Source organism: Streptomyces cadmiisoli (assembly GCF_003261055.1).
GTDB classification, from domain to species: Bacteria; Actinomycetota; Actinomycetes; order Streptomycetales; family Streptomycetaceae; genus Streptomyces; species Streptomyces cadmiisoli.
Window position 1 is genome coordinate 6864024 of sequence record NZ_CP030073.1, and the last position, 18423, is coordinate 6882446.

Annotated in this window: 20 protein-coding genes; 8 read left to right on the forward strand and 12 right to left on the reverse strand. The window is 73.3% G+C overall.

The annotated features are described in order from the left end of the window. The first annotated feature begins 32 nt into the window (after nt 1-32). Complete coding sequence (locus DN051_RS30120; protein ID WP_053758068.1) at nt 33-680, forward strand: TetR/AcrR family transcriptional regulator; 648 nt, start codon at nt 33-35, stop codon at nt 678-680. A 96-nt stretch (nt 681-776) separates the two neighbouring features. On the opposite strand, the gene DN051_RS30125 is transcribed toward DN051_RS30120, so the two are convergent. Next, on the reverse strand, nt 777-1238 hold the full coding sequence (locus DN051_RS30125; RefSeq protein WP_053758067.1) for a MaoC family dehydratase: 462 nt from the start codon (nt 1236-1238) through the stop codon (nt 777-779). Between the two features lie 139 nt (nt 1239-1377). On the opposite strand from DN051_RS30125, the gene soxR reads away from it, so the two are divergent. Next, nucleotides 1378-1893 carry a redox-sensitive transcriptional activator SoxR gene (soxR, locus tag DN051_RS30130; protein WP_053758066.1) on the forward strand — a complete coding sequence of 172 codons (516 nt, stop codon included), beginning with the start codon at nt 1378-1380 and terminating at the stop codon, nt 1891-1893. A gap of 67 nt (nt 1894-1960) precedes the next feature. Here the strand turns inward: soxR and DN051_RS30135 are convergent, their stop codons facing one another. The 4 genes from DN051_RS30135 to DN051_RS30150 form a co-directional block, all read right to left on the reverse strand. After that, complete coding sequence (locus tag DN051_RS30135) at nt 1961-3028, reverse strand: RNA ligase (ATP) (RefSeq protein WP_112439940.1); 1068 nt, start codon at nt 3026-3028, stop codon at nt 1961-1963. Between the two features lie 192 nt (nt 3029-3220). Next, a complete protein-coding gene (locus DN051_RS30140) occupies nt 3221-3823 on the reverse strand; it encodes a hypothetical protein (RefSeq protein WP_053758158.1) in 603 nt (200 codons plus the stop codon). Nucleotides 3824-4262: 439 nt separating this feature from the next. After that, on the reverse strand, nt 4263-5579 hold the full coding sequence (locus tag DN051_RS30145) for a serine-threonine protein kinase (protein WP_112439942.1): 1317 nt from the start codon (nt 5577-5579) through the stop codon (nt 4263-4265). An 89-nt stretch (nt 5580-5668) separates the two neighbouring features. Further along, complete coding sequence (locus DN051_RS30150; RefSeq protein ID WP_053758063.1) at nt 5669-6931, reverse strand: exo-beta-N-acetylmuramidase NamZ family protein; 1263 nt, start codon at nt 6929-6931, stop codon at nt 5669-5671. A gap of 230 nt (nt 6932-7161) precedes the next feature. On the opposite strand from DN051_RS30150, the gene DN051_RS30155 reads away from it, so the two are divergent. From DN051_RS30155 to DN051_RS30165, 3 genes are read left to right on the forward strand one after another with little or no spacing between them, the layout of a single operon-like run. Beyond that, nucleotides 7162-7923 carry an SDR family oxidoreductase gene (locus DN051_RS30155; RefSeq protein WP_053758062.1) on the forward strand — a complete coding sequence of 254 codons (762 nt, stop codon included), beginning with the start codon at nt 7162-7164 and terminating at the stop codon, nt 7921-7923. Then, nucleotides 7920-9587, forward strand: a complete 1668-nt coding sequence (locus DN051_RS30160) for a class I adenylate-forming enzyme family protein (RefSeq protein ID WP_112439943.1) — start codon at nt 7920-7922, stop codon at nt 9585-9587. Before DN051_RS30155 ends, DN051_RS30160 begins: the two co-directional genes overlap by 4 nt. A 27-nt stretch (nt 9588-9614) precedes the next feature. Beyond that, the gene (locus tag DN051_RS30165; RefSeq protein ID WP_053758060.1) at nt 9615-10208 is read left to right on the forward strand and encodes a TetR/AcrR family transcriptional regulator; all 594 of its coding nucleotides are present in this window, start codon (nt 9615-9617) and stop codon (nt 10206-10208) included. A 60-nt stretch (nt 10209-10268) separates the two neighbouring features. On the opposite strand, the gene DN051_RS30170 is transcribed toward DN051_RS30165, so the two are convergent. The 7 genes from DN051_RS30170 to DN051_RS30200 all read right to left on the reverse strand — a co-directional run bounded on the left by DN051_RS30170 (nt 10269) and on the right by DN051_RS30200 (nt 15490). Next, complete coding sequence (locus tag DN051_RS30170) at nt 10269-11483, reverse strand: acyl-CoA dehydrogenase family protein (RefSeq protein WP_053758059.1); 1215 nt, start codon at nt 11481-11483, stop codon at nt 10269-10271. A gap of 6 nt (nt 11484-11489) precedes the next feature. Then, the gene (locus DN051_RS30175) at nt 11490-12512 is read right to left on the reverse strand and encodes a phosphotransferase family protein (RefSeq protein WP_112439945.1); all 1023 of its coding nucleotides are present in this window, start codon (nt 12510-12512) and stop codon (nt 11490-11492) included. Between the two features lie 177 nt (nt 12513-12689). Beyond that, nucleotides 12690-12986 (reverse strand): hypothetical protein, encoded by a 297-nt coding sequence (locus tag DN051_RS30180; protein WP_053758157.1) that lies wholly within the window; start codon nt 12984-12986, stop codon nt 12690-12692. A 153-nt stretch (nt 12987-13139) separates the two neighbouring features. Further along, complete coding sequence (locus DN051_RS30185; protein WP_053758057.1) at nt 13140-13463, reverse strand: DUF202 domain-containing protein; 324 nt, start codon at nt 13461-13463, stop codon at nt 13140-13142. Beyond that, entirely contained in the window at nt 13460-13852 is a 393-nt protein-coding gene (locus DN051_RS30190) for a YidH family protein (protein WP_053758056.1), read from the reverse strand. The genes DN051_RS30185 and DN051_RS30190 overlap by 4 nt, the downstream gene beginning before the upstream one ends. A gap of 112 nt (nt 13853-13964) precedes the next feature. After that, nucleotides 13965-14480 carry an NUDIX hydrolase gene (locus DN051_RS30195; RefSeq protein WP_053758055.1) on the reverse strand — a complete coding sequence of 172 codons (516 nt, stop codon included), beginning with the start codon at nt 14478-14480 and terminating at the stop codon, nt 13965-13967. Nucleotides 14481-14596: 116 nt separating this feature from the next. Beyond that, nucleotides 14597-15490, reverse strand: coding sequence for a DMT family transporter (locus DN051_RS30200; protein WP_112439947.1), 894 nt, complete (start codon nt 15488-15490; stop codon nt 14597-14599). A gap of 410 nt (nt 15491-15900) precedes the next feature. Here DN051_RS30200 and DN051_RS30205 point away from each other — a divergent pair, with 410 nt between their 5' ends. The 3 genes from DN051_RS30205 (at nt 15901) to DN051_RS30215 (ending at nt 18376) form a co-directional block, all read left to right on the forward strand. Further along, nucleotides 15901-16842, forward strand: a complete 942-nt coding sequence (locus tag DN051_RS30205) for a hypothetical protein (protein WP_112439949.1) — start codon at nt 15901-15903, stop codon at nt 16840-16842. Between the two features lie 204 nt (nt 16843-17046). Beyond that, a complete protein-coding gene (locus DN051_RS30210) occupies nt 17047-17772 on the forward strand; it encodes a molybdopterin-dependent oxidoreductase (protein WP_053758052.1) in 726 nt (241 codons plus the stop codon). Next, a complete protein-coding gene (locus DN051_RS30215; protein WP_053758051.1) occupies nt 17756-18376 on the forward strand; it encodes a cytochrome b/b6 domain-containing protein in 621 nt (206 codons plus the stop codon). The genes DN051_RS30210 and DN051_RS30215 overlap by 17 nt, the downstream gene beginning before the upstream one ends. The last annotated feature ends 47 nt before the right edge of the window (nt 18377-18423 follow it).

The following is an 18423-nucleotide window of genomic DNA, read 5'->3' on the forward strand; positions in this document are numbered from 1 at the left end:
GTGCCCCTGTCATCGAGAGGGGCGAGCGAGCGATGAGTACGGCGGAGCAGACGGCCGGTGAGGAGGGCCCGACGTGGGGAGAGGTCACCCCTGACGCGGCCCGGCGACTGCTGATCGCCGCCGTGGAGGCCTTCGCCGAACGCGGCTATCACGCGACGACGACCCGGGACATCGCGGGCCGCGCGGGCATGAGCCCGGCCGCGCTGTACATCCATTACAAGACCAAGGAAGAACTGCTGCACCGCATCAGCAGGATCGGCCACGAGAGGGCCCTCGGCATCCTGCGCACCGCGGCGAGCGGCGAGGGCAGCCCGACGGTGCGGCTGGCCGACGCGGTGAGCTCCTTCGTCCGCTGGCACGCCGGAGGGCGCACCACGGCGCGGGTCGTGCAGTACGAACTGGACTCGCTCGGCCCCGAGGCCCGCGCCGAGATCGTCGCGCTGCGCCGGCAGTGCGACGCCCAGGTGCGCGAGATCATCGAGGACGGCGTCGCGGCGGGCGACTTCGAGGTGCTCGACGTGCGGGGCACCACCCTCGCCGTGCTCTCGCTCTGCATCGACGTGGCCCGGTGGTTCAACACCGAGGGCCCCTGGACGCCCGACGAGGTCGGCGCGCTGTACGCCGACCTCGTGCTGCGGATGGTGGGGGCCGAGCGGGCTCCCGGCGGCGAGGGGCGGTAACCCGGCGTCGAGGCCGGGTGGTCAGGGCCGGGCGCCGGTGGTCCGCGGCCCGTACCGGTCGGTCCCCGTGGGCCCGGTCCGGTCCGAGCCGGCGCCTCAGAGGTAGTAGCGCGCCACGGATTCGGCCACGCACACCGGCTTGTCGCCGCCCTCGCGCTCCACGGTGAAGGCGACCGCGACCTGGACGCCGCCCGCCACCTCCTCGACCCCGGTGATGCGCGCGGTGGCGCGCAGCCGGGAGTCGACCGGGACGGGCGAGGGGAACCGCACCTTGTTCGTGCCGTAGTTGACGCCCATCCGCACGCCCTCGACGGCGATGAGCTGGGGGCCGAAGAGGGGGAGCAGCGACAGGGTCAGATAGCCGTGCGCGATGGTCGTGCCGAACGGGCCCGCGGCGGCCTTCTCCGGATCCACGTGGATCCACTGGTGGTCCCCCGTGGCCTCGGCGAACAGATCGATCCGCTTCTGGTCGACCGTCACCCAGTCCGTGTACCCGAGCTGCTCGTCCACCGCCGCCTTCAGCTCGTCGACGGACGTGAAGATCCTCGGCTCTGCCATGTCCCGGCCTCTCGCGTGGCGAAGTGGCGCGCGGCGTCGGCACGCCGAGCGCGGAATGTCTAAGCAACTGCTTAGCATGGTCGGGCGGGCGCCCCGTGTCAACGGACGCGGGGCGCGGCGGGTGGGTAGGCTCTGAGGGGTGCCCAAGATTCCCGAGAAGATCCATGAGCTCACGGTCGGCCAGCTCGCCGCACGCAGCGGCGCCGCCGTGTCGGCCCTGCACTTCTACGAGTCCAAGGGCCTGATCCGCAGCCGCCGCACCGCCGGGAACCAGCGCCGCTACACCCGTGACACCCTGCGCCGCGTCGCCTTCGTCCGTGCCGCCCAGCGCGTCGGCATCCCGCTCGCCACGATCCGCGAGGCACTCGCCGAACTGCCCGAGGAGCGCACGCCCACCCGGGAGGACTGGGCCCGTCTGTCCGCGGCCTGGCGGTCCGAGCTCGACGAACGGATCAAGCAGCTCAACCGGCTGCGGGACCACCTCACCGACTGCATCGGCTGCGGATGCCTCTCCCTGGACACCTGCGTCCTGTCCAACCCCGACGACGCCTTCGGCGAACGCCGGTCGGGCTCGCGCCTGATGGTGGAACGCCCGGCCGGCGGCCGTACCCGGCCGCCCCGCGACCGTGAGCCGGCACCCGAGGAGTGCTGCTAGAGCACATCGGCGGTACGGGCCCGGCGGGCGGTGCGCCGAAGGCGGGCATGCGCTGCCCGCCCCGGCCTCACTCGAACTCGGTGCCGCCCTTGCGGGTCAGATACGCCGGGCTGACCGCCTTGGCGATGGCCCGCCCGCCGGTCACCGGGCTGTACCGCTCGACGGCCGGCCGTATCACCACGCCCTCCCGCAGATGCGCCCCGCGGCCGGACACCGTCTCGCGCCCGGTGGCGGCCTCCAGCACCCGCCCGATGTCGTACGGGCCCAAGTACAGCCGCGGCACCAGCGGCAGTTGCCCCTCCAGCAGGGCCGCCGCGTCCAGCCAGCGCACCCGGCCGCCGATGTCCGCGGACACGTCGAACACGGCGTATCCGAGGGTGTCGCGCCGCCCGTCCGCGCCGTAGGTCAGGTCCTGCACGCCGGCGCCGTACACCTCGGCGAAGATGCCGACCCGTCGCGCCCCCAGTCGTTCGGCGAGCCGGGCCGTGACCTCGGCGACCCCGTGCCCGCGCACCGCGCGCCAGTACAGATTGCGCGCGTCCTCCCGAAGCGCCAGTGACTTCGCGCCGAACCCCTTGGAGGAGACGAGCAGGCGGTCCTCGTCCGCGAGATACGTCACCAGGCAGGCGGACCCGTGCAGCTTCTCGGTCAGCACCACCGGCTCGCCCGGGGCGAAGACGTCCGGGTGGCGCTGGATGTTCTCGATGTCGACCCACGGCAGCAGGTCCGGCGCGGACTCGACGTCACCGTTCATCGTCGGCGGCACCGGCGGCACCCACTTGGTGATGCCCAGCAGCTCGGCGAAGTCGGTGCCGTCCGCGGCGGCCCGCGCCAGGTCGACGTCCGCCAGCGCAGCGGGCCGGCACACGATGCCCTGCGACAGCTCACCGCGCAGCCGCACCGCCTTGACCCGGTCCGCGTTGCCGCCCGCCAGCCGCCCGGTCAGCCCCAGTTCCTCGATCAGCCCGGTCGGGAGGACGGACTGCTCCGGGATGTAGAGCGCGACGTCGCCGCTGCGGTACGCGCCCTTGGCGACGACGGCCCGGTACAGGCCCACCTGGGCCAGTTCGAGCGCGTCGGCGTTCGGATGCTCGTGGACGGTCAGCACTTCGGCGGTCACGCGCAGGGTCGACATCGGGGCGCTCCTCGGGTTCGTCGGAGGTGTTTCATCGACCCCAACTGTCCGTACCCGAAAGGGGTGGAGCGACCGGTTTTGCGGCTGATAGCGTCCGGCGGTGCCGGCCCGCCCGGCAGGAGGTGCGGCATCCCCTGCGCACCCCCGGCGGACCCCCGTTCCCCGTCCCCCGTCGGCCCCGCGTCCCGCTCCTCAGGCGGACATCAACAGCCGCCCGCGCCTGGCGTACGCCAGTGCCTCGGGCGTGAGCACGGGTCGCGGCACCAGGATTCCGCAGTCCGCGCAGACCGGACCCGACGAGGGTTCGTGGTCCAGGTCGTACTTCCACACGAGGCGTTCCCCGCAGCAGACCGGACAGGCCGAGCCGGGGTCGCGCTCCAGTGCGGCGATCAGGCGGCGCAGCACCTCCGCCAGCGGCTCGTCCGGGTGGACCCGCGGGTCGTCGCACCAGGCGACACCGAAACCGCCCCAGGTCAGCCGGTGCCAGTCGTCCACGGTGCCCGGCCTGCGCAGCCCGTCGTGCTTCTCCTTCTTGCGGCGCTCGGCGAACTCGACCTCATAGGCCAGCCAGACCGCCCGCGCCTCCTCCAGTTCCTCCAACGCGGCCACGAGCCGCGCAGGGTCGGGAGAACGGTCCTCCGGGCCGAACCCGGCCCGGGAGCACAAGTGGTCCCAGGTCGCCCTGTGCCCGTAGGGGGCGAACCTCTCAAGGCACTTGCGCAGTGAGTAGCGCCGCAGCGCCAGATCGCATCGAGGGTCGCGTACCTGTCTCGCCAGACTCCGGAAACCGGCCATCGCCTGCACCTCCGTCACACCTGCACCTGTACTTCGGTCACTTCGGCGTCGTCGTACGGACGTCGCCGAATAGACGTATCGACACCCGATTCGGCTCCATCCGTTTTCCTCCCCGTTCGACGGTTGCCCTCGTTCGGTCGTCTCACCTCCAAGAAGAAGTGACACATTCTCATCCCCCGGCTCAGGGGCAGCCGGCAGAACGTCCCGCTCACCCGCACCGGGAGGAGTCGGCTTGCCGCGGCGCCACCCCGCAACGCCCTCGACGGACTGAGAACTCCCGGCGGATCTCACGGGTTCCTGAAGACCGCCGCGGTATGCGCGCCGATTGCCGGCCTTCCGTCCCCGCACTCCGCGACGGCGGCTGATGAGGGCCGAGTTCGAACCGGGCCCGCGCGCTCGATCGTGCGCCGGGCCCCGGCGGTCACGGCCACGACAGCGCTCACCCGGCGGCGGGCCCGCCGATGCGGCCCGCCGTCAGCACCACTTGCGCCAGCTCCCGGTGCACGATGTCGCTGTGCGCGCCGGACGGCGGCCCGCCGCGCCGGACCACCGCCGCGGCGTCGACGTTGACGCAGCCGCCGGCGGGCAGTCGCTGCCGCAGCGCCTCCGCCAGTGTCAACGCGCGTGTGCCCGGCACCCCTCGGACCCCGCCGAACCCCATCGCGCCCCACCGCTCGCCCAGGACGCGCCGGGCGTCGAGGTCCAGCAGACCGCGGTCGTCGCCCGCCATCCGGGAGGCCAGCGGATAGAAGGTGCCGAGGGACGAGTCGTGGCGGGAGTGGCAGCACACCAGGGGGCCGTCGATGCGGTTGTGCTGGCCCTGGAGCACCCCGCCCGCGCGCGCGTCGTGCGGAAGGCGGGCGGCGAAGGCGTAGTGGGAGAAGGCGCCCTGGAGCAGGGTGACGGACTTGACCGTGCGCACCCCCTCGGGCAGCCCGCGCAGCGCGAACGACACCAGCCGCGCGCCGAAGCTGTGCCCGACCAGATGCACCCGCACCCCGGGCACGGCCCGGGCGAGCTGCCCGACCACCCGGCCGAGCCCGCGCTCCCCGACGGTGCCGGCCCGCCGCTTCATCGCGTGGTAGGTCGCCTGCCGCAGCAGTTCGTGCGCGCCGTCCCAGGGATCGGGCAGCGAGAGGGACGGAGCCGAGCCGGCCAGCGCCGCCGCGAACTGCGCGCACACCGACGCCGCGGGCGCGAAGAACATCGCGGGCTCGTCCTGGGGCACCCCCTCCGCCAGTGTGTCCGCCGCGAACAGCGCCTGGGGGCCCGGCGGTACGAGTTCCACCAGCAGCCGCACCAGCCGGGCGAACTCGTCCAGCTCGGCGTCCTCGCGCGGCTGCTGGTCCAGCAGCCGCGCGAGCTGGTCGATCACCGTCGCCCGCCCCGGGAAGGTCTCCAGCAGGGCGTGCCGTGTGTCCTTGTCGAGCGCCGGGCGGCGCGGCGTCTCGGCCGCCACGGACCGCGGGAAGTCCGGGATCGGCTCGTCCGCGAACCGCATCGACGGCCAGACCACCCCCACGTATCCGATGCGTGCCCGCGGCGCCAGTTCGGGGAACGGGGCGAGGAAGCGGCTGCACAGCGCGGTCGCGGCGGAACGGTCGCTGTTCCAGCCGTGCGCGAAGACGACCAGGTCCCGCACGCCGCGCTCCGGGACGCCGGCCAGCAGCCGGTCCCGCTGCCGGCCGTGCGGGTCGCCGTCCGCGTCGAAGGTCAGCTCCCAGTAGGGAGACACGCTCACTGCCGGATCCGCCATGACAGGCCCCCAATCGCCCGCCGAGGTGCGATGCGGTCGCATCGTCCTGCCAACGGGCGTTGTTGGCCATACGTCATGGCGCTTCCGGTTCAGCGGTACAGGAGGTACTCCCTGCGCACCCGCCGGAAGGCCGCGAGCTCCTGCTGCCAGCCCGCCACCACGTCGTCGGTGTCCGCGCCGGCGTCGATCATCGTGCGGACCAGGGTGGAGCCGGTGAGCTTGTCGATCCAGTTGTCCGGACGCCAGGCGAAGCCGCTCCAGGTCTTCTTCGCGGTCACCAGCAGGGCGATCCCGGTGCGCACCGGGTCGTACGCCGCCCGGTCGTGCACATGGAGCTGCACGCCCCCGACGGTCTTGCCCTGGAACTTCGAGAAGGTCGGCGCGAAGTACGCCTCCCTGAAGCGCACGCCCGGCAGGTCCAGCTCGTTGGCGGCGGCGGCCCAGCGCCCGTCGACGCCCTCCGCGCCGAGCAGTTCGAACGGTCTGGTGGTCCCGCGCCCCTCCGACAGGTTCGTCCCCTCGAACAGGCACGTCCCCGAATACACCAGGGCGGTCTCGGGCGTCGGCATGTTGGGGCTCGGCGGCACCCACGGCAGCCCGGAGGCGTCGTAGAAGTCCGACCGCCGCCAGCCAGTCATCTGCACGGTGTCCAGCCGCACCGGCGAGGCCAGGAACTCCCCGTTGAACAGCCGGGCCAGTTCCGCGACGGTCATGCCGTGCGCCTGGGAGATGGGCTGCCGTCCGACGAAGGTGGCGAACTCCTTGTGCAGCACGGGGCCGTCGGCCGATCGCCCGGTCACCGGGTTGGGCCGGTCGAGCACCACGAGGCGCTTGCCCGCCAGGGCGGCCGCCTCCATGCAGTCGAACAGCGTCCAGATGTAGGTGTAGAAGCGCGCGCCCGCGTCCTGGATGTCGAAGACGACCGTGTCCACCTGCGACGCCGTGAAGATGTCGGCGAGCGGCTGCCCGCTCTTGAGGTAGGTGTCGTAGACGGGCAGCCCGGTCGCCGGGTCGTCGTAGCGGCCCTCGGAGCCGCCGGCCTGGGCCGTGCCGCGGAAGCCGTGCTCGGGACCGAAGACCGCGGTGAGGTTCACACGGTCGTCGGCGTGCATCACGTCGACGATGTGGCGTACGTCCCTGGTGATGCCGGTCGGGTTGGTGACCACGCCGACCCGGTCGCCGTCCAGGAGCGCGTAGCCGTCGGCGGCCAGCCGCTCGAAGCCGGTGCGCCCGCGGTGCCCCTTGCCGGTGGCCGGGGAGGCCGAATGCCCCGCCGCGGTGTTCGGGGACGCCGCGGACAGGGATGCGACTGCCGTGGTCGTGGCGAGCAGACCGCGTCTGGACAGGTGCATGAGTGACCTCCGGGACCGGATTGACAGTGGCATGGGCACGTTAAGCGCTTACCCGGGTGGTGCGGAAGGTGCGGGCCGCGGGAGACCGGCCCAGCCGTTCGGCGCAGTCGCGCGGCCCCGCGGCCACCCGCTCGCACGACGTCGCGTCACCCTTCCTCTACCACATACCGACCGGTTAGTCTGACCCGGCAGAGCCGCAGGCGCGTCAGCCCCGAAGGAGACCGGTCGTCGTGGAAGCCGTGCAGGGTACGGGAGTGGTCGTCACCGGAGCGGGGGGCGGCATCGGAGCCGCGCTGGCCCGCCGATTCGCCGCCGAGGGCGCGCGCGTGGTGGTCAACGACCTGGACGCCGGCAAGGCGGAGGCGGTCGCCGAGGAGATCGGCGGGATCGCCGTCGCGGGCGACGCCTCCGCCGTCCTCGACCGGGCGAGGGACGCGCTCGGCGGCACGGTCGACGTCTACTGCGCGAACGCCGGTGTCGCCTCGGGCGGCTCGGAGGACGCGGGCGAGCCCGTCTGGGAACTCGCCTGGGACGTCAACGTGATGGCCCATGTCCGCGCCGCGCAGGCCCTGCTGCCGGACTGGCTGGAACGCGGCAGCGGGCGGTTCGTCTCCACGGTGTCCGCCGCCGGGCTGCTCACCATGATCGGCGCCGCGCCCTACAGCGTCACCAAGCACGGCGCCTACGCCTTCGCGGAGTGGCTGTCCCTGACGTACCGCCACCGGGGTCTGAAGGTCCACGCGATCTGCCCGCAGGGCGTGCGCACCGACATGCTGGCCGGCACCGGCAGCGCGGGCGACCTGGTGCTGGTGCCGACCGCGATCGCGCCCGAGGACGTGGCGGACGCGCTGTTCAAGGGCATCGAGGAGGACCGCTTCCTGATCCTGCCGCACCCCGAGGTCGCCGAGTACTACCGGGCGCGGGCCGCCGATCCGGAGCGCTGGCTCGGCAACATGAACCACCTCCAGCAGAAGTGGGAGTCGCTGCGGTGACCGGCTCACGGTACGCGGCCAAGCCCTGGCTGGCGCTGCTCGACGACGCCCAGCGCGCCCCGGTCGACCCCGCCGACTCCCTGGTGCACGCGCTGCGCCGGGCGGTCACCGAGGCGCCGGACCGTACCTTCCTCACCTACTTCGACGGGCGGCTGAGCTACCGCGACGTCGACCTGCTCAGCGACTCGGTCGCCGGGCACCTCGCCGCGCGCGGTCTGGAGCGCGGCGACCGGGTCGCCGTGCTCCTGCAGAACTCGCCGCACTTCGTACTCGCCGTGCTCGGCGCCTGGAAGGCGGGCGCGGTCGTCGTCCCGGTCAACCCGATGTACAAGTCGGCGGAGGCGGGGCACGTACTGCGGGACGGCGGGGTGACCGCGCTGATCTGCTCCGAGCGGGCCTGGGAGGCGTATCTGCGCGAGGCCGCCGCCGACTCGCCGGTGCGGATCGCGCTCACCGCCAGCGAGCTGGACTTCCAGACCCGGCACGACACGCGCGTGCTCGGCTTCGAGCCGCTCCCGCGGGCGGCGGACGCCGACGACCTCGTCTCCGTCGCCCGGCACGGGCACCCGGCCCCCGAGGACCGCGACCCCGGCCCGGCCGACATCGCGCTGATCAGCTACACCTCCGGCACCAGCGGCACCCCCAAGGGAGCCACCAACACCCACGGCAACATCATGTACAACGCCGAGCGGCAGCGGACCGGCCTCGCCCTGCCCGACGCGCCGGTGTACTTCGCGATGGCGCCGCTGTTCCACATCACCGGCATGGTCTGCCAGTTCGGCGCCTGTCTGAACAGCGCGGGCACCCTGGTGCTGGCCCACCGCTTCGAGGCCGGCGTCGTCCTGGAGGCGTTCGCCGCGCACCGGCCGCACTACACGGTCGGCCCGTCGACCGCGTTCATGGCGCTGGCCGCCCACCCCTCCGTCACCCCGGACCACTTCTCGTCCTTCCGGATCATCTCCTCCGGAGGCGCCCCGCTGCCGCCGGCCCTGGTGGAGAAGTTCCGGGCCGGCTTCGGGCCGTACATCCGCAACGGCTACGGGCTCACCGAGTGCACCGCGCCGTGCGCCGCCGTCCCGCCCGGCCGCGAGGCGCCCGTCGACCCGGGTTCGGGAACCCTGGCCGTGGGCGTGCCGGGACCCGACACGGTCGTGCGCATCGTCGACGACCAGGGTGCGGAGCTGCCGTTCGGGGAGCAGGGCGAGATCGTCGTACGCGGCCCGCAGGTCGTGCCCGGCTACTGGCGGCGGCCCGACGCCACCGCCGAGACCTTCCCCGGCGGCGAGCTGCGCACCGGCGACATCGGGTTCATGGACACCGAGGGCTGGCTGTACGTCGTCGACCGCAAGAAGGACATGATCAACGCGTCCGGCTTCAAGGTCTGGCCGCGCGAGGTCGAGGACGTGCTGTACACCCACCCGGCCGTACGCGAGGCGGCCGTCGTCGGCGTCCCCGACGGCTACCGGGGAGAGACCGTCAAGGCCTACATCAGCCTGCGCCCGGGAGCCGAGGCGGACCCGGACGCGCTCGCCGCGTACTGCAAGGAGAGACTGGCCGCCTACAAGTACCCGCGGCAGGTGGAGGTCCTGCCCGACTTGCCGAAGACGGCGAGTGGGAAGATCCTCCGTCGGGAATTGCGTTCCCGTTCACGCGAGAGTCAGTGAGTCATCACGGAAAGGCAGGTGGCGGCAGTGCCCAGGACGACGGACGGAGAGGGAGCCCCAGTTCCTCAGCGGCTCCTTGCCGCCGCCACCCGGCTCTTCGCCGAGCAGGGATACGACCGCACCTCGGTGCAGGAGATCGTCGAGGCGGCCGGCGTCACCAAGGGTGCGCTGTACCACTACTTCGGCTCCAAGGACGACCTCCTGCACGAGGTCTACGCCCGTGTCCTGCGCGTGCAGCAGGAGCGCCTCGACGCCTTCGCCGACGCCGACGAGCCGGTCGAGAAGCGGCTGCGGGCCGCGGCGGCCGACGTGGTGGTCACGACGATCGAGAACCTCGACGACGCGATGATCTTCTTCCGCTCCATGCACCATCTGAGCCCGGAGAAGAACAAGCAGGTGCGGGCCGAGCGCCGGCGCTACCACGAGCGCTTCCGCGCGCTCATCGAGGAGGGCCAGCAGGCGGGCGTCTTCTCCGCCGCCACACCCGCCGACCTCGTCGTCGACTACCACTTCGGCTCGGTCCACCATCTGTCGACCTGGTACCGGCCCGACGGCCCGCTCAGCCCGCAGGAGGTCGCCGACCAGCTGGCCGACCTGCTGCTGCGCGCGCTGCGGCCCTGAACGGCGCGAACGGTGCGGACGCGGTGCGGTCCCGGCCGGGACCGCACCGCGTCCGGCCGCTCACAGGTACTTCTTCAGTTCCCGCCGCGCCAGCGACCGCTGGTGCACCTCGTCCGGGCCGTCGGCGATCATCAGGGTCCGGGCTCCCGCGTACAGCTCCGCCAGCGGGAAGTCCTGGCTGACGCCGCCCGCGCCGTGCAACTGGATCGCCTTGTCGAGGATGCCGACGACGGTGCGGGGCGTGGCGATCTTGATCGCCTGGATCTCCGTGTGGGCGCCCCGGTTGCCGACCGTGTCCATCATCCACGCCGTCTTCAGCACCAGCAGCCGCAGTTGCTCGACGGCCACCCGCGCGTCCGCGATCCAGTTGTGCACCACGCCCTGCTGGGCCAGCGCCTTGCCGAAGGCCGTACGGTCCACGGCCCTGCGGCACATCAGTTCGATCGCCCGCTCGGCCATGCCGATCAGCCGCATGCAGTGGTGGATCCGGCCGGGACCGAGCCGCGCCTGGGCGATGGCGAAGCCGCCGCCCTCCTCGCCGATCAGATGGGACACCGGCACGCGCGCGTGGTCGAAGACCACCTCGGCGTGGCCGCCGTGGTAGTGGTCCTCGTAGCCGAAGACCTGCATCGCGCGCCGGATGGTGACGCCGGGCGTGTCGCGCGGCACCAGGACCATGGACTGCTGCCGGCGCGGGTCCGTCCCGTCCGGGTCGGTCTTGCCCATCACGATGAAGATCGCGCAGTCCGGGTTCATCGCGCCGGAGATGTACCACTTGCGGCCCGTGATGACGTACTCGTCGCCGTCCCGCTCGATGTGCGTCGTGATGTTCGTGGCGTCGGAGGACGCGACGTCCGGCTCCGTCATCGCGAACGCCGACCGGATCTCACCGGCGAGCAGCGGCTGGAGCCACTGCTTCTTCTGCCGCTCGTCGCCGAACTGCGCGAGCACCTCCATGTTCCCGGTGTCCGGCGCGGCGCAGTTCGTCGCGGTCGGCGCGAGCTGCGGGGACCGGCCGGTGATCTCGGCCAGCGGGGCGTACTGGAGGTTGGTGAGCCCCGCGCCGTACTCGGAGTCGGGCAGGAAGAGGTTCCACAGCCCCTGGCGGCGCGCCTCGGCCTTCAGCTCCTCGACGACCGGCGGGGTGTCCCACGGCGAGGCGAGCCGCTCGCGCTGCTCGTGCGCGACCCGTTCGGCCGGGTGGACGTACTCGTCCATGAAGGCGAGCAGCTTGGCGCGCAGCTCCTCGGTGCGTGCGTCGAACGCGAAGTCCATGACGGATCAGCCTTCCTGAAGAGTGGTCAGGCCGTGCTCGATGAAGACGGGGACCAGCTCGCCGATGCGGTCGAAGCCGCCGCCGACGGTCTGCCCGAGCGTGTAGCGGTAGTGGATGCCCTCGAGGATCACGGCGAGCTTGAACCAGGCGAACGCCGTGTACCAGGAGATCGCCGCGGCGTCCCGCCCGGAGCGGGCGGCGTACCGCTCGACGATCTCGGCCGGGGCCGGGTGCCCGGCGGCCTCGGCGGTGGTGGAGACCGGCGAGTGCGACGTGCCCAGCGGGGTGCTGTACATCACCAGCAGGCCGAGATCGGTCAGCGGGTCGCCGAGCGTGGACATCTCCCAGTCGAGGATCGCCGTGATCCGGTCGTCGGCGCCGATCAGGACGTTGTCCAGCCGGTAGTCGCCGTGCACCACGGTCGGCGCGGGGGAGCGGGGCAGCTCCCGGCCGAGCGCCGCGTGCAGCTCGTCGATGCCGGCCAGTTCACGGTTGCGGGAGGCGTCCAGCTGCTTGCCCCAGCGGCGCAGCTGCCGGTCCAGGAAGCCCTCGGGGCGGCCGAAGTCCGCGAGGCCCACCTCGGCGGGGTCCACCGCGTGCAGGTCGACGAGCGTGTCCACCAGCGACAGCACCGCGTCCCTGGTGCGCTCGGGGCCGAGCGGGGTGAGCTGGTCCGCGGTGCGGTACGGGGTGCCGGGCACGAACTCCATGACGTAGAACGGCGCTCCGAGCACCTCCTCGTCCTCGCACAGCAGCACCGGACGCGGCACCGGCACGTTCGTCGGGTGCAGGGCGCTGATCACCCGGTGTTCGCGCCGCATGTCGTGCGCGGTGGCCAGCACGTGACCGAGCGGCGGCCGGCGTACGACCCACTGCGACGCGCCGTCGGTGACGGCGTAGGTGAGGTTCGACCGTCCGCCCTCGATCAGCCGGCCGGTCAGCGGGCCGTGCACCAGGCCCGGCCGTTCGCGGTCGAGCAGACCGCGCAGCCGGTCGGGATCGAGGCCAGGCGGGTGGTCGGCAACCATCGTCGCTCCTACGGACACGGGAAACAGGACTCGACCAATGATGCCGACCGGTCGGTATGTAGTCCAGAGTGTCGCGTGAACGTGACCCGGGCCACGATAGGCCGACAGCTCCCCGCCCGGGTCGGCGGGGAGCTGCGAAGGGGTGGTCGGCGGCCGCCGGCGGCGGGTGCCGGACGCTCAGTGGTCGTCCCAGTGGCCGTTGTGCGCGGCGTGCCGGTGGCCGTCGTGCAGGTAGTCGACGTGGTCGCCGTGCTGGACCCGCAGGTGGCCGCAGTTCTCGTCGTGCTGGTGGTCGTGGTCCGCGTGGGCGGCGTGCCCGCTGGGCTCGCACTCGTCCCAGTGCCCGTCGTGCTCGCGGTGCAGGTGACCGTCGTGCGCGTAGTCGATGTGGTCGCCGTGCGGAACCTCGTCGTGCCCGCAGGCCGGGCCGTGGGCGTGCGGGTGCGCGGAGTGTTCCTGGTGGAGGGTGGTCATGGCGTTCACCTTCGTGGTCCGGGTGATGACGACGGACAGGCTGCCATGCGAAGAGAACATATCCCGACATTCGGGGTGCGTGGCGTGCGACTGCCGACCCGGACCCGACCTGCGGACCCGACCGCGTACCTGCCCCGCGGACCCGGTGGCGTTTCAGAGGACGAGTGCCGACGCGCAGGCCGCCATGGCCACGGTGCACGCCACCGCCGCCACCGCGTGGCGGGCCGAGAGGGCCCGGGGGCGGTCGGTCGCCGTCAGGGCGCCGATCCGGTGGTGGGCCACCAGCAGGAAGACCAGCCAGAGGGCGAAGCACAGGGCGCAGACGACGATCCGGACGGCCGAGGCACCGCCGTGCAGCGCGGTCCGCATCGCGAGCACGGCGGCCACCGTCCCCGACAGCGTGGTGCGCCGCCAGGCGAGCCGGGTGCGCTCCGGCTGGAGCCCCGGATCCCGCTCCCGCGCGGCGGTCCCGGTCACGCCTCCCACCCGACCAGTACGACGATCACCATCGCCACGGCCACCACCGCGACGACGAGGGACAGCAGCGCCGGGAAGCGGGAGACCGGCAGGTCCTCGCCGCGGCGCATGGCGCGTTCGCAGCGCATCCAGTGATCGACCGCCCGCAGGGAGCACAGCACGCCCGCGGCCAGCAGCGCGAGCGCCAGCCCGACCCGCCAGCCCCGGCTCAGATCGGGCAGGAACTGGTCCACCGCGAACCCGCCGCCGATCAGCGCGAGGGCCGTGCGCAGCCAGGCCAGGAACGTACGCTCGTTCGCCAGCGAGAACCGGTAGTCGGGGGTGGCGCCCTCCGTCCGGATCCGCTCGGGTGCGAACCACAGCCGGACGCTCCGTACGATGTCGATCACGTGCGCGACTCTAGCCGGGTCCGCTCGGGGCCACCGTGGCCGTCGCCGGGCGTTCCGGGGGACAGGTGGGCCGTGTCACGGCGGGGCGACGGCAGGGGCCGCGGGCCCGCCGTCAGCTTTCGGACCGGAACGCGTGCAGCCGCCGGTAGGCGGCCAGCCCGTCCGGCACCCACTCCCACTCGTCGAGCCGTCGCCGCACCTCCGCCTCGGTCAGGAAGTCGTGCCAGGCGACCTCCTCGACCTGCGGCCGGACCGGCAGGTCGCAGCGCACCTGGTGGACGGCGCACCACCAGGCGTGCCCGGCGCCGTTGTCGTAGAGGAACTTGAACAGATACTCCGGACGGGGGAGGCCCGTGACGCCGAGCTCCTCCTCGGCCTCACGCAGCGCCGCGTCGTCGTAGGACTCGCCCGCCCCGACGACACCGCCGACGAACATGTCGTGGAGCCCGGGGAACACCAGCTTGGTCGGGGTGCGGCGGTGGACGAAGATCCGGCCCTCCGTGTCCCGGGCCAGGATGAAGACGCACCGGTGGCGGAGCCCGCGCGCGTACGCCTCCCCACGCGGGGACTGCCCGATGACCCGGTCCTGCTCGTCGACGATGTCGAGGATTTCGTCAGCAGCGCTCATACGGCCATCCAAGCAGGCCGGGGCCGGGCGGCGGATCGTGTCCCGCTCCCCGTGACCCCGCGACCGGCCACGACGGCACGGGGCGACGCTCCCGGCGGGGCGGGGCCGCGCCCGCCTCAGGGCGTCTGGAGTGCCGGAACGCGGGCCGGGGTGCGCGCGCCGCGCGGCATCGCCGGGTGCAGGCCGAGCAGGACGATGCCGGCCACCACCGCGATCAGACCCGTCGCTTCCCAGGCCGGCGCGCCGGCGTCGGTGCGCAGCCGGTCGCCGAGGAAGCCCACGCCGCAGGCGATCCCGGCCAGGGGCTGGGCGGCGGTGAGAGCGGGCAGCGACTTGCGCAGGGACGCGCTCTCGAACGCGCTCTGGACCAGGATCAGCCCCGTGACGCCGAGCAGCAGCACGGCGTACGGCTGCCAGGAGGTCAGCAACTGCGCCGGTCCGCCCGCGGCGAACAGTTCGCCGCTGACCCGGGTCAGCGCGTCCTGCACGCCGTACAGCAGCCCGGCGGCCAGGGCCAGCAGCACCGGGCCGGAGGTCAGCCGGACGCGGCGGGCGTACGTCGCCAGCAGCAGCGCCGTGCCCACCGTCCCGCCGATGATCAGCCACAGCCGCAGCGGATCCGCGACGGCGCCGCCCCCGTGCGGTTCGCCGGCCAGGAGGAACGCGGTGACACCGCCCGCGAGCAGCGCGAGGCCCGCCCAGCCCTGGCGGCCCAGCGGGCAGCCGGTCCGCCGGCGGGACAGGGCGAGGGCGAACAGCAGGTTGGTGGCGAGGAGCGGTTCCACCAGGGAGAGCCGGCCCTGGGCGAGGGCCGCGGCGCCGAGCGCCATGCCGGCCACCATCAGAGCTGTCCCGCCGAGCCAGCTCGGCACCTTCATCAGGTCGAGCAGCAGCCGCGGGGAGAGGAAGTCGCCGAGCGGCGCCCGCTGGGCCGCGCTCTGCTGGAGGACGAAGCCGAACCCCAGACAGCACGCGGCGCTCACGGCGAGGGCCAGGACCAGTACCGACAAGCTGCCTACCTCACTGATCATCCACCGGGTGACGGGCACCGGGCGGAGGAAAGGGGGACACGTGCGAGCGACCGTGGCGGCTCGTCGTCCGGGGCGCCCCGCCGAGCGGAGCGGTGGGGCCGACGCGGCCGCACGGCCATGGTCGGGTGCCCGGCACCACCGCGCCATGGCACACGTCACATCCAGGGGCGTCGATGGGGAGCGGGTGCGCCCGCCCGTGCGCGAACCGTACCGGGCCGGGACGCAGGTCCGCGCCCTCGGCAAGTCCCGTTGCCCACAAGGCAGTTGACGGCCGCCGAGAACCGGCCCGGCTTGACGGAAAGCGTTGGCTATGGGTTTGCTGTGCGGTCGTCGGCCCGATCGCGGGCCGGCATCCGGCAACGTCACCTGAGGAAAGTCCAAGTCCCACGGTGTTCTTACCCCCGCCCACCCGTGCCCGAGAGTGCGCGGACCGGGCCTTCGACGCGGCCCTGGACGACACGGAGCTGGGCGCCGCACGCACCGCCCTCGCACAGGGCCGCTGGCAGGTCGCCCGCTCCCTGCTCGCCCGCACCGGCGACGACTGGGACCGGCGCGGACACCGCGTCACCGTCCTCGCGCTGGAACCGTACAGCGCCGCCTGGGCCCACGAGTGGCTCGCCGCGGAGCCCGGCTCGGCCGACGCCGCCGTCCTGCTCGCCCTGGCGCAGGTGCGTCGCGCGCTGCGCCGCAAGGGCACGCCCGACTGCGCCCGTGAGGCGTGCCGCGCCGCCGTCGTGCTCGCCCCGGCCGATCCCACCCCCTGGCTCGGCCTGCTCATGCTGGAGCGAGCCCTGGGCACGCGCGACGCGGTGGTCCGGGCGTTCGAGCAGGTCCGGGCACGCTGCGCCGACCACCACCACGCCCACCACCTGATGGTCGCCCGCCTCGCCGAGGAGGGCGCCGACGGCCCGGACCCGGCGCACGAGGTGTACGACTTCGCCGACCGGGCCGCCCGGCGCGCCCCCGCCGACTCCCCCCTCGCCGTGCTGCCGGTCGTCGCCCGGGCGGAGCGGTACCGCGCCCTGGCCACCTCCGGGTGCGAGCCCTCCGACCCGGCCGCCTCGGACCACTGGTGCACCCGAGGGGCCCGCCGGGTGATGAGCGCGGCCTTCGACTGGTGGCTGGAGTGGGAGCAGGACGGCCACCCGCGCCGCCTGGTCGACCTGAACTACCTCGCCCACGCCAAGTACTGCGAAGGCAGGGACGCCGAGGCCGCCGCCCTGTTCCAGCGCATCGGCGACCATGTCACCGCACGCCCCTGGTCGTATCCGGACCGTGCCGCGCACGCCGCTTTCCGCGCCGCGCGCGACCGGGCTCTCGGCGTGCGCTGAGGCAACATGCGCTCGTGCGCCGAGAGGGCGTGCGCTCCTGTGCCGAGGGGGCGTGCGCCGAGGCGCGGACGCCGGGTCCGTCGTGCGGTGCTCGTGCGACGGGCGGGCCGGCCGGGGCGACCGCGGCACAGGCGGTGGTGACGGAATGCTGACGGTGAGCGCCGTCCCTGGCCGCGCGGGGCGTGCGAGTGCTCGAATGGGTGCGTGAACTCCGGACAACCCGAGGACACCGGCCGGCCGATCGGCCGCCGTGTCCTGCTCGCGACCCTCGGCCTGGGAGCCCTCGGCGTCGCTGCCGCGCCCACCCTCCAGGGCGGACTGGAGTCCTTCCTCGGCAGCGCCGCCGACAAGGACCCCACGGGCCTGACGGGCCTGCTGCCCAACGGCGGCGGCTTCCGCTACTACTCGGTCGCCTCGTCCGTACCGCGCAAGAACGCCACGTCCTACCGCCTGACCGTCGACGGCCTGGTGGACCGGCCGCGCGCCTACACACTGGCCGACCTGCGTGCCCTGCCGCAGACCCGCCTGGTGCGCGACGTGCAGTGCGTCACCGGGTGGCGGGTCCCGGACACGCCGTTCGAGGGGGTGCGCCTGTCCCGGCTCCTGGACGCCGCGGGAGTGCGTCCCGCGGCCGGGGCGGTGCGTTTCACCTGCTTCGACGGCGCCTACTCCGAGTCCCTCACCCTCGACCAGGCCCGCCGCGCCGACGTCCTGGTCGCCCTGCGCATGCAGGACGAGGACCTCGGCCACACCCACGGCGGCCCGGTCCGGCTGTACGTGGCTCCCATGTACTTCTACAAGTCCGCCAAGTGGCTCTCCGGCATCACCGTCACCGAGGACGTACGGCCGGGCTACTGGGAGGAGCGGGGCTACGACGTCGACGCCTGGGTGGGCCGTTCGAACGGACGCGACGATGAACCCACCGGTTGACGCGCCCGCCGCGACCCGGGTCCGCCGGTTCGGCACGGCCGAGCGGTGGGTGCACCGGACCACGGCCGTCCTGATGGGTGTCTGCGTACTCACCGCGGCCTGTCTCTACCTCCCCGAGCCGGCGCAGCTCGTCGGCCGCCGTGCCCTCGTGGTCACGGTCCACGAGTGGGCCGGTCTCGCCCTGCCGGTGCCCCTCCTCGCCGGCCTCGCCTCCCGGGCGCTGCGGTCCGACCTGCGGCTGCTGAACCGCTTCGGCCCGCACGACGGGGTCTGGCTGCGGGCCGCCCTGCGCCGCGACCGGCGGGACGAGGCGCGACCGGCGGGGAAGTTCAACGCCGGGCAGAAGATCTACGCTGCCTGGATCGCCGGCGCGACGCTGGTGATGCTCGGCACCGGGCTGATCATGTGGTTCACGCACCTGACCCCGCTGGTGTGGCGCACCGGTGCGACCTTCGTCCACGACTGGCTGGCCCTGACCATCGGCATCGTCCTCGCGGGGCACATCGGCATGGCGCTGGCGGACCCGGAGGCCCGGCGGGGGATGCGGACGGGGCTGGTGAGCCGGGAGTGGGCAGAGCGCCGGCATGCGCTCTGGCGCCGGTGAGCGTCCGCGCGTCACGCGCGTGAGAAGGGCGTCCGGGCCCGGGGCTG

What these genes read in the sequence shown, in the direction of transcription:
- DN051_RS30145 (WP_112439942.1), bottom strand. Translation starts at nt 5,579, where the DNA reads ATGGCGGATCCGGCAGTGAGCGTGTCTCCCTACTGGGAGCTGACCTTC.
- DN051_RS30135 (WP_112439940.1), bottom strand. Translation starts at nt 3,028, where the DNA reads ATGTCGACCCTGCGCGTGACCGCCGAAGTGCTGACCGTCCACGAGCAT.
- DN051_RS30125 (WP_053758067.1), bottom strand. Translation starts at nt 1,238, where the DNA reads ATGGCAGAGCCGAGGATCTTCACGTCCGTCGACGAGCTGAAGGCGGCG.
- DN051_RS30180 (WP_053758157.1), bottom strand. Translation starts at nt 12,986, where the DNA reads ATGACCACCCTCCACCAGGAACACTCCGCGCACCCGCACGCCCACGGC.
- DN051_RS30215 (WP_053758051.1), top strand. Translation starts at nt 17,756, where the DNA reads ATGAACCCACCGGTTGACGCGCCCGCCGCGACCCGGGTCCGCCGGTTC.
- DN051_RS30175 (WP_112439945.1), bottom strand. Translation starts at nt 12,512, where the DNA reads ATGGTTGCCGACCACCCGCCTGGCCTCGATCCCGACCGGCTGCGCGGT.
- DN051_RS30195 (WP_053758055.1), bottom strand. Translation starts at nt 14,480, where the DNA reads ATGAGCGCTGCTGACGAAATCCTCGACATCGTCGACGAGCAGGACCGG.
- DN051_RS30170 (WP_053758059.1), bottom strand. Translation starts at nt 11,483, where the DNA reads ATGGACTTCGCGTTCGACGCACGCACCGAGGAGCTGCGCGCCAAGCTG.
- DN051_RS30120 (WP_053758068.1), top strand. Translation starts at nt 33, where the DNA reads ATGAGTACGGCGGAGCAGACGGCCGGTGAGGAGGGCCCGACGTGGGGA.
- DN051_RS30150 (WP_053758063.1), bottom strand. Translation starts at nt 6,931, where the DNA reads ATGCACCTGTCCAGACGCGGTCTGCTCGCCACGACCACGGCAGTCGCA.
- DN051_RS30140 (WP_053758158.1), bottom strand. Translation starts at nt 3,823, where the DNA reads ATGGCCGGTTTCCGGAGTCTGGCGAGACAGGTACGCGACCCTCGATGC.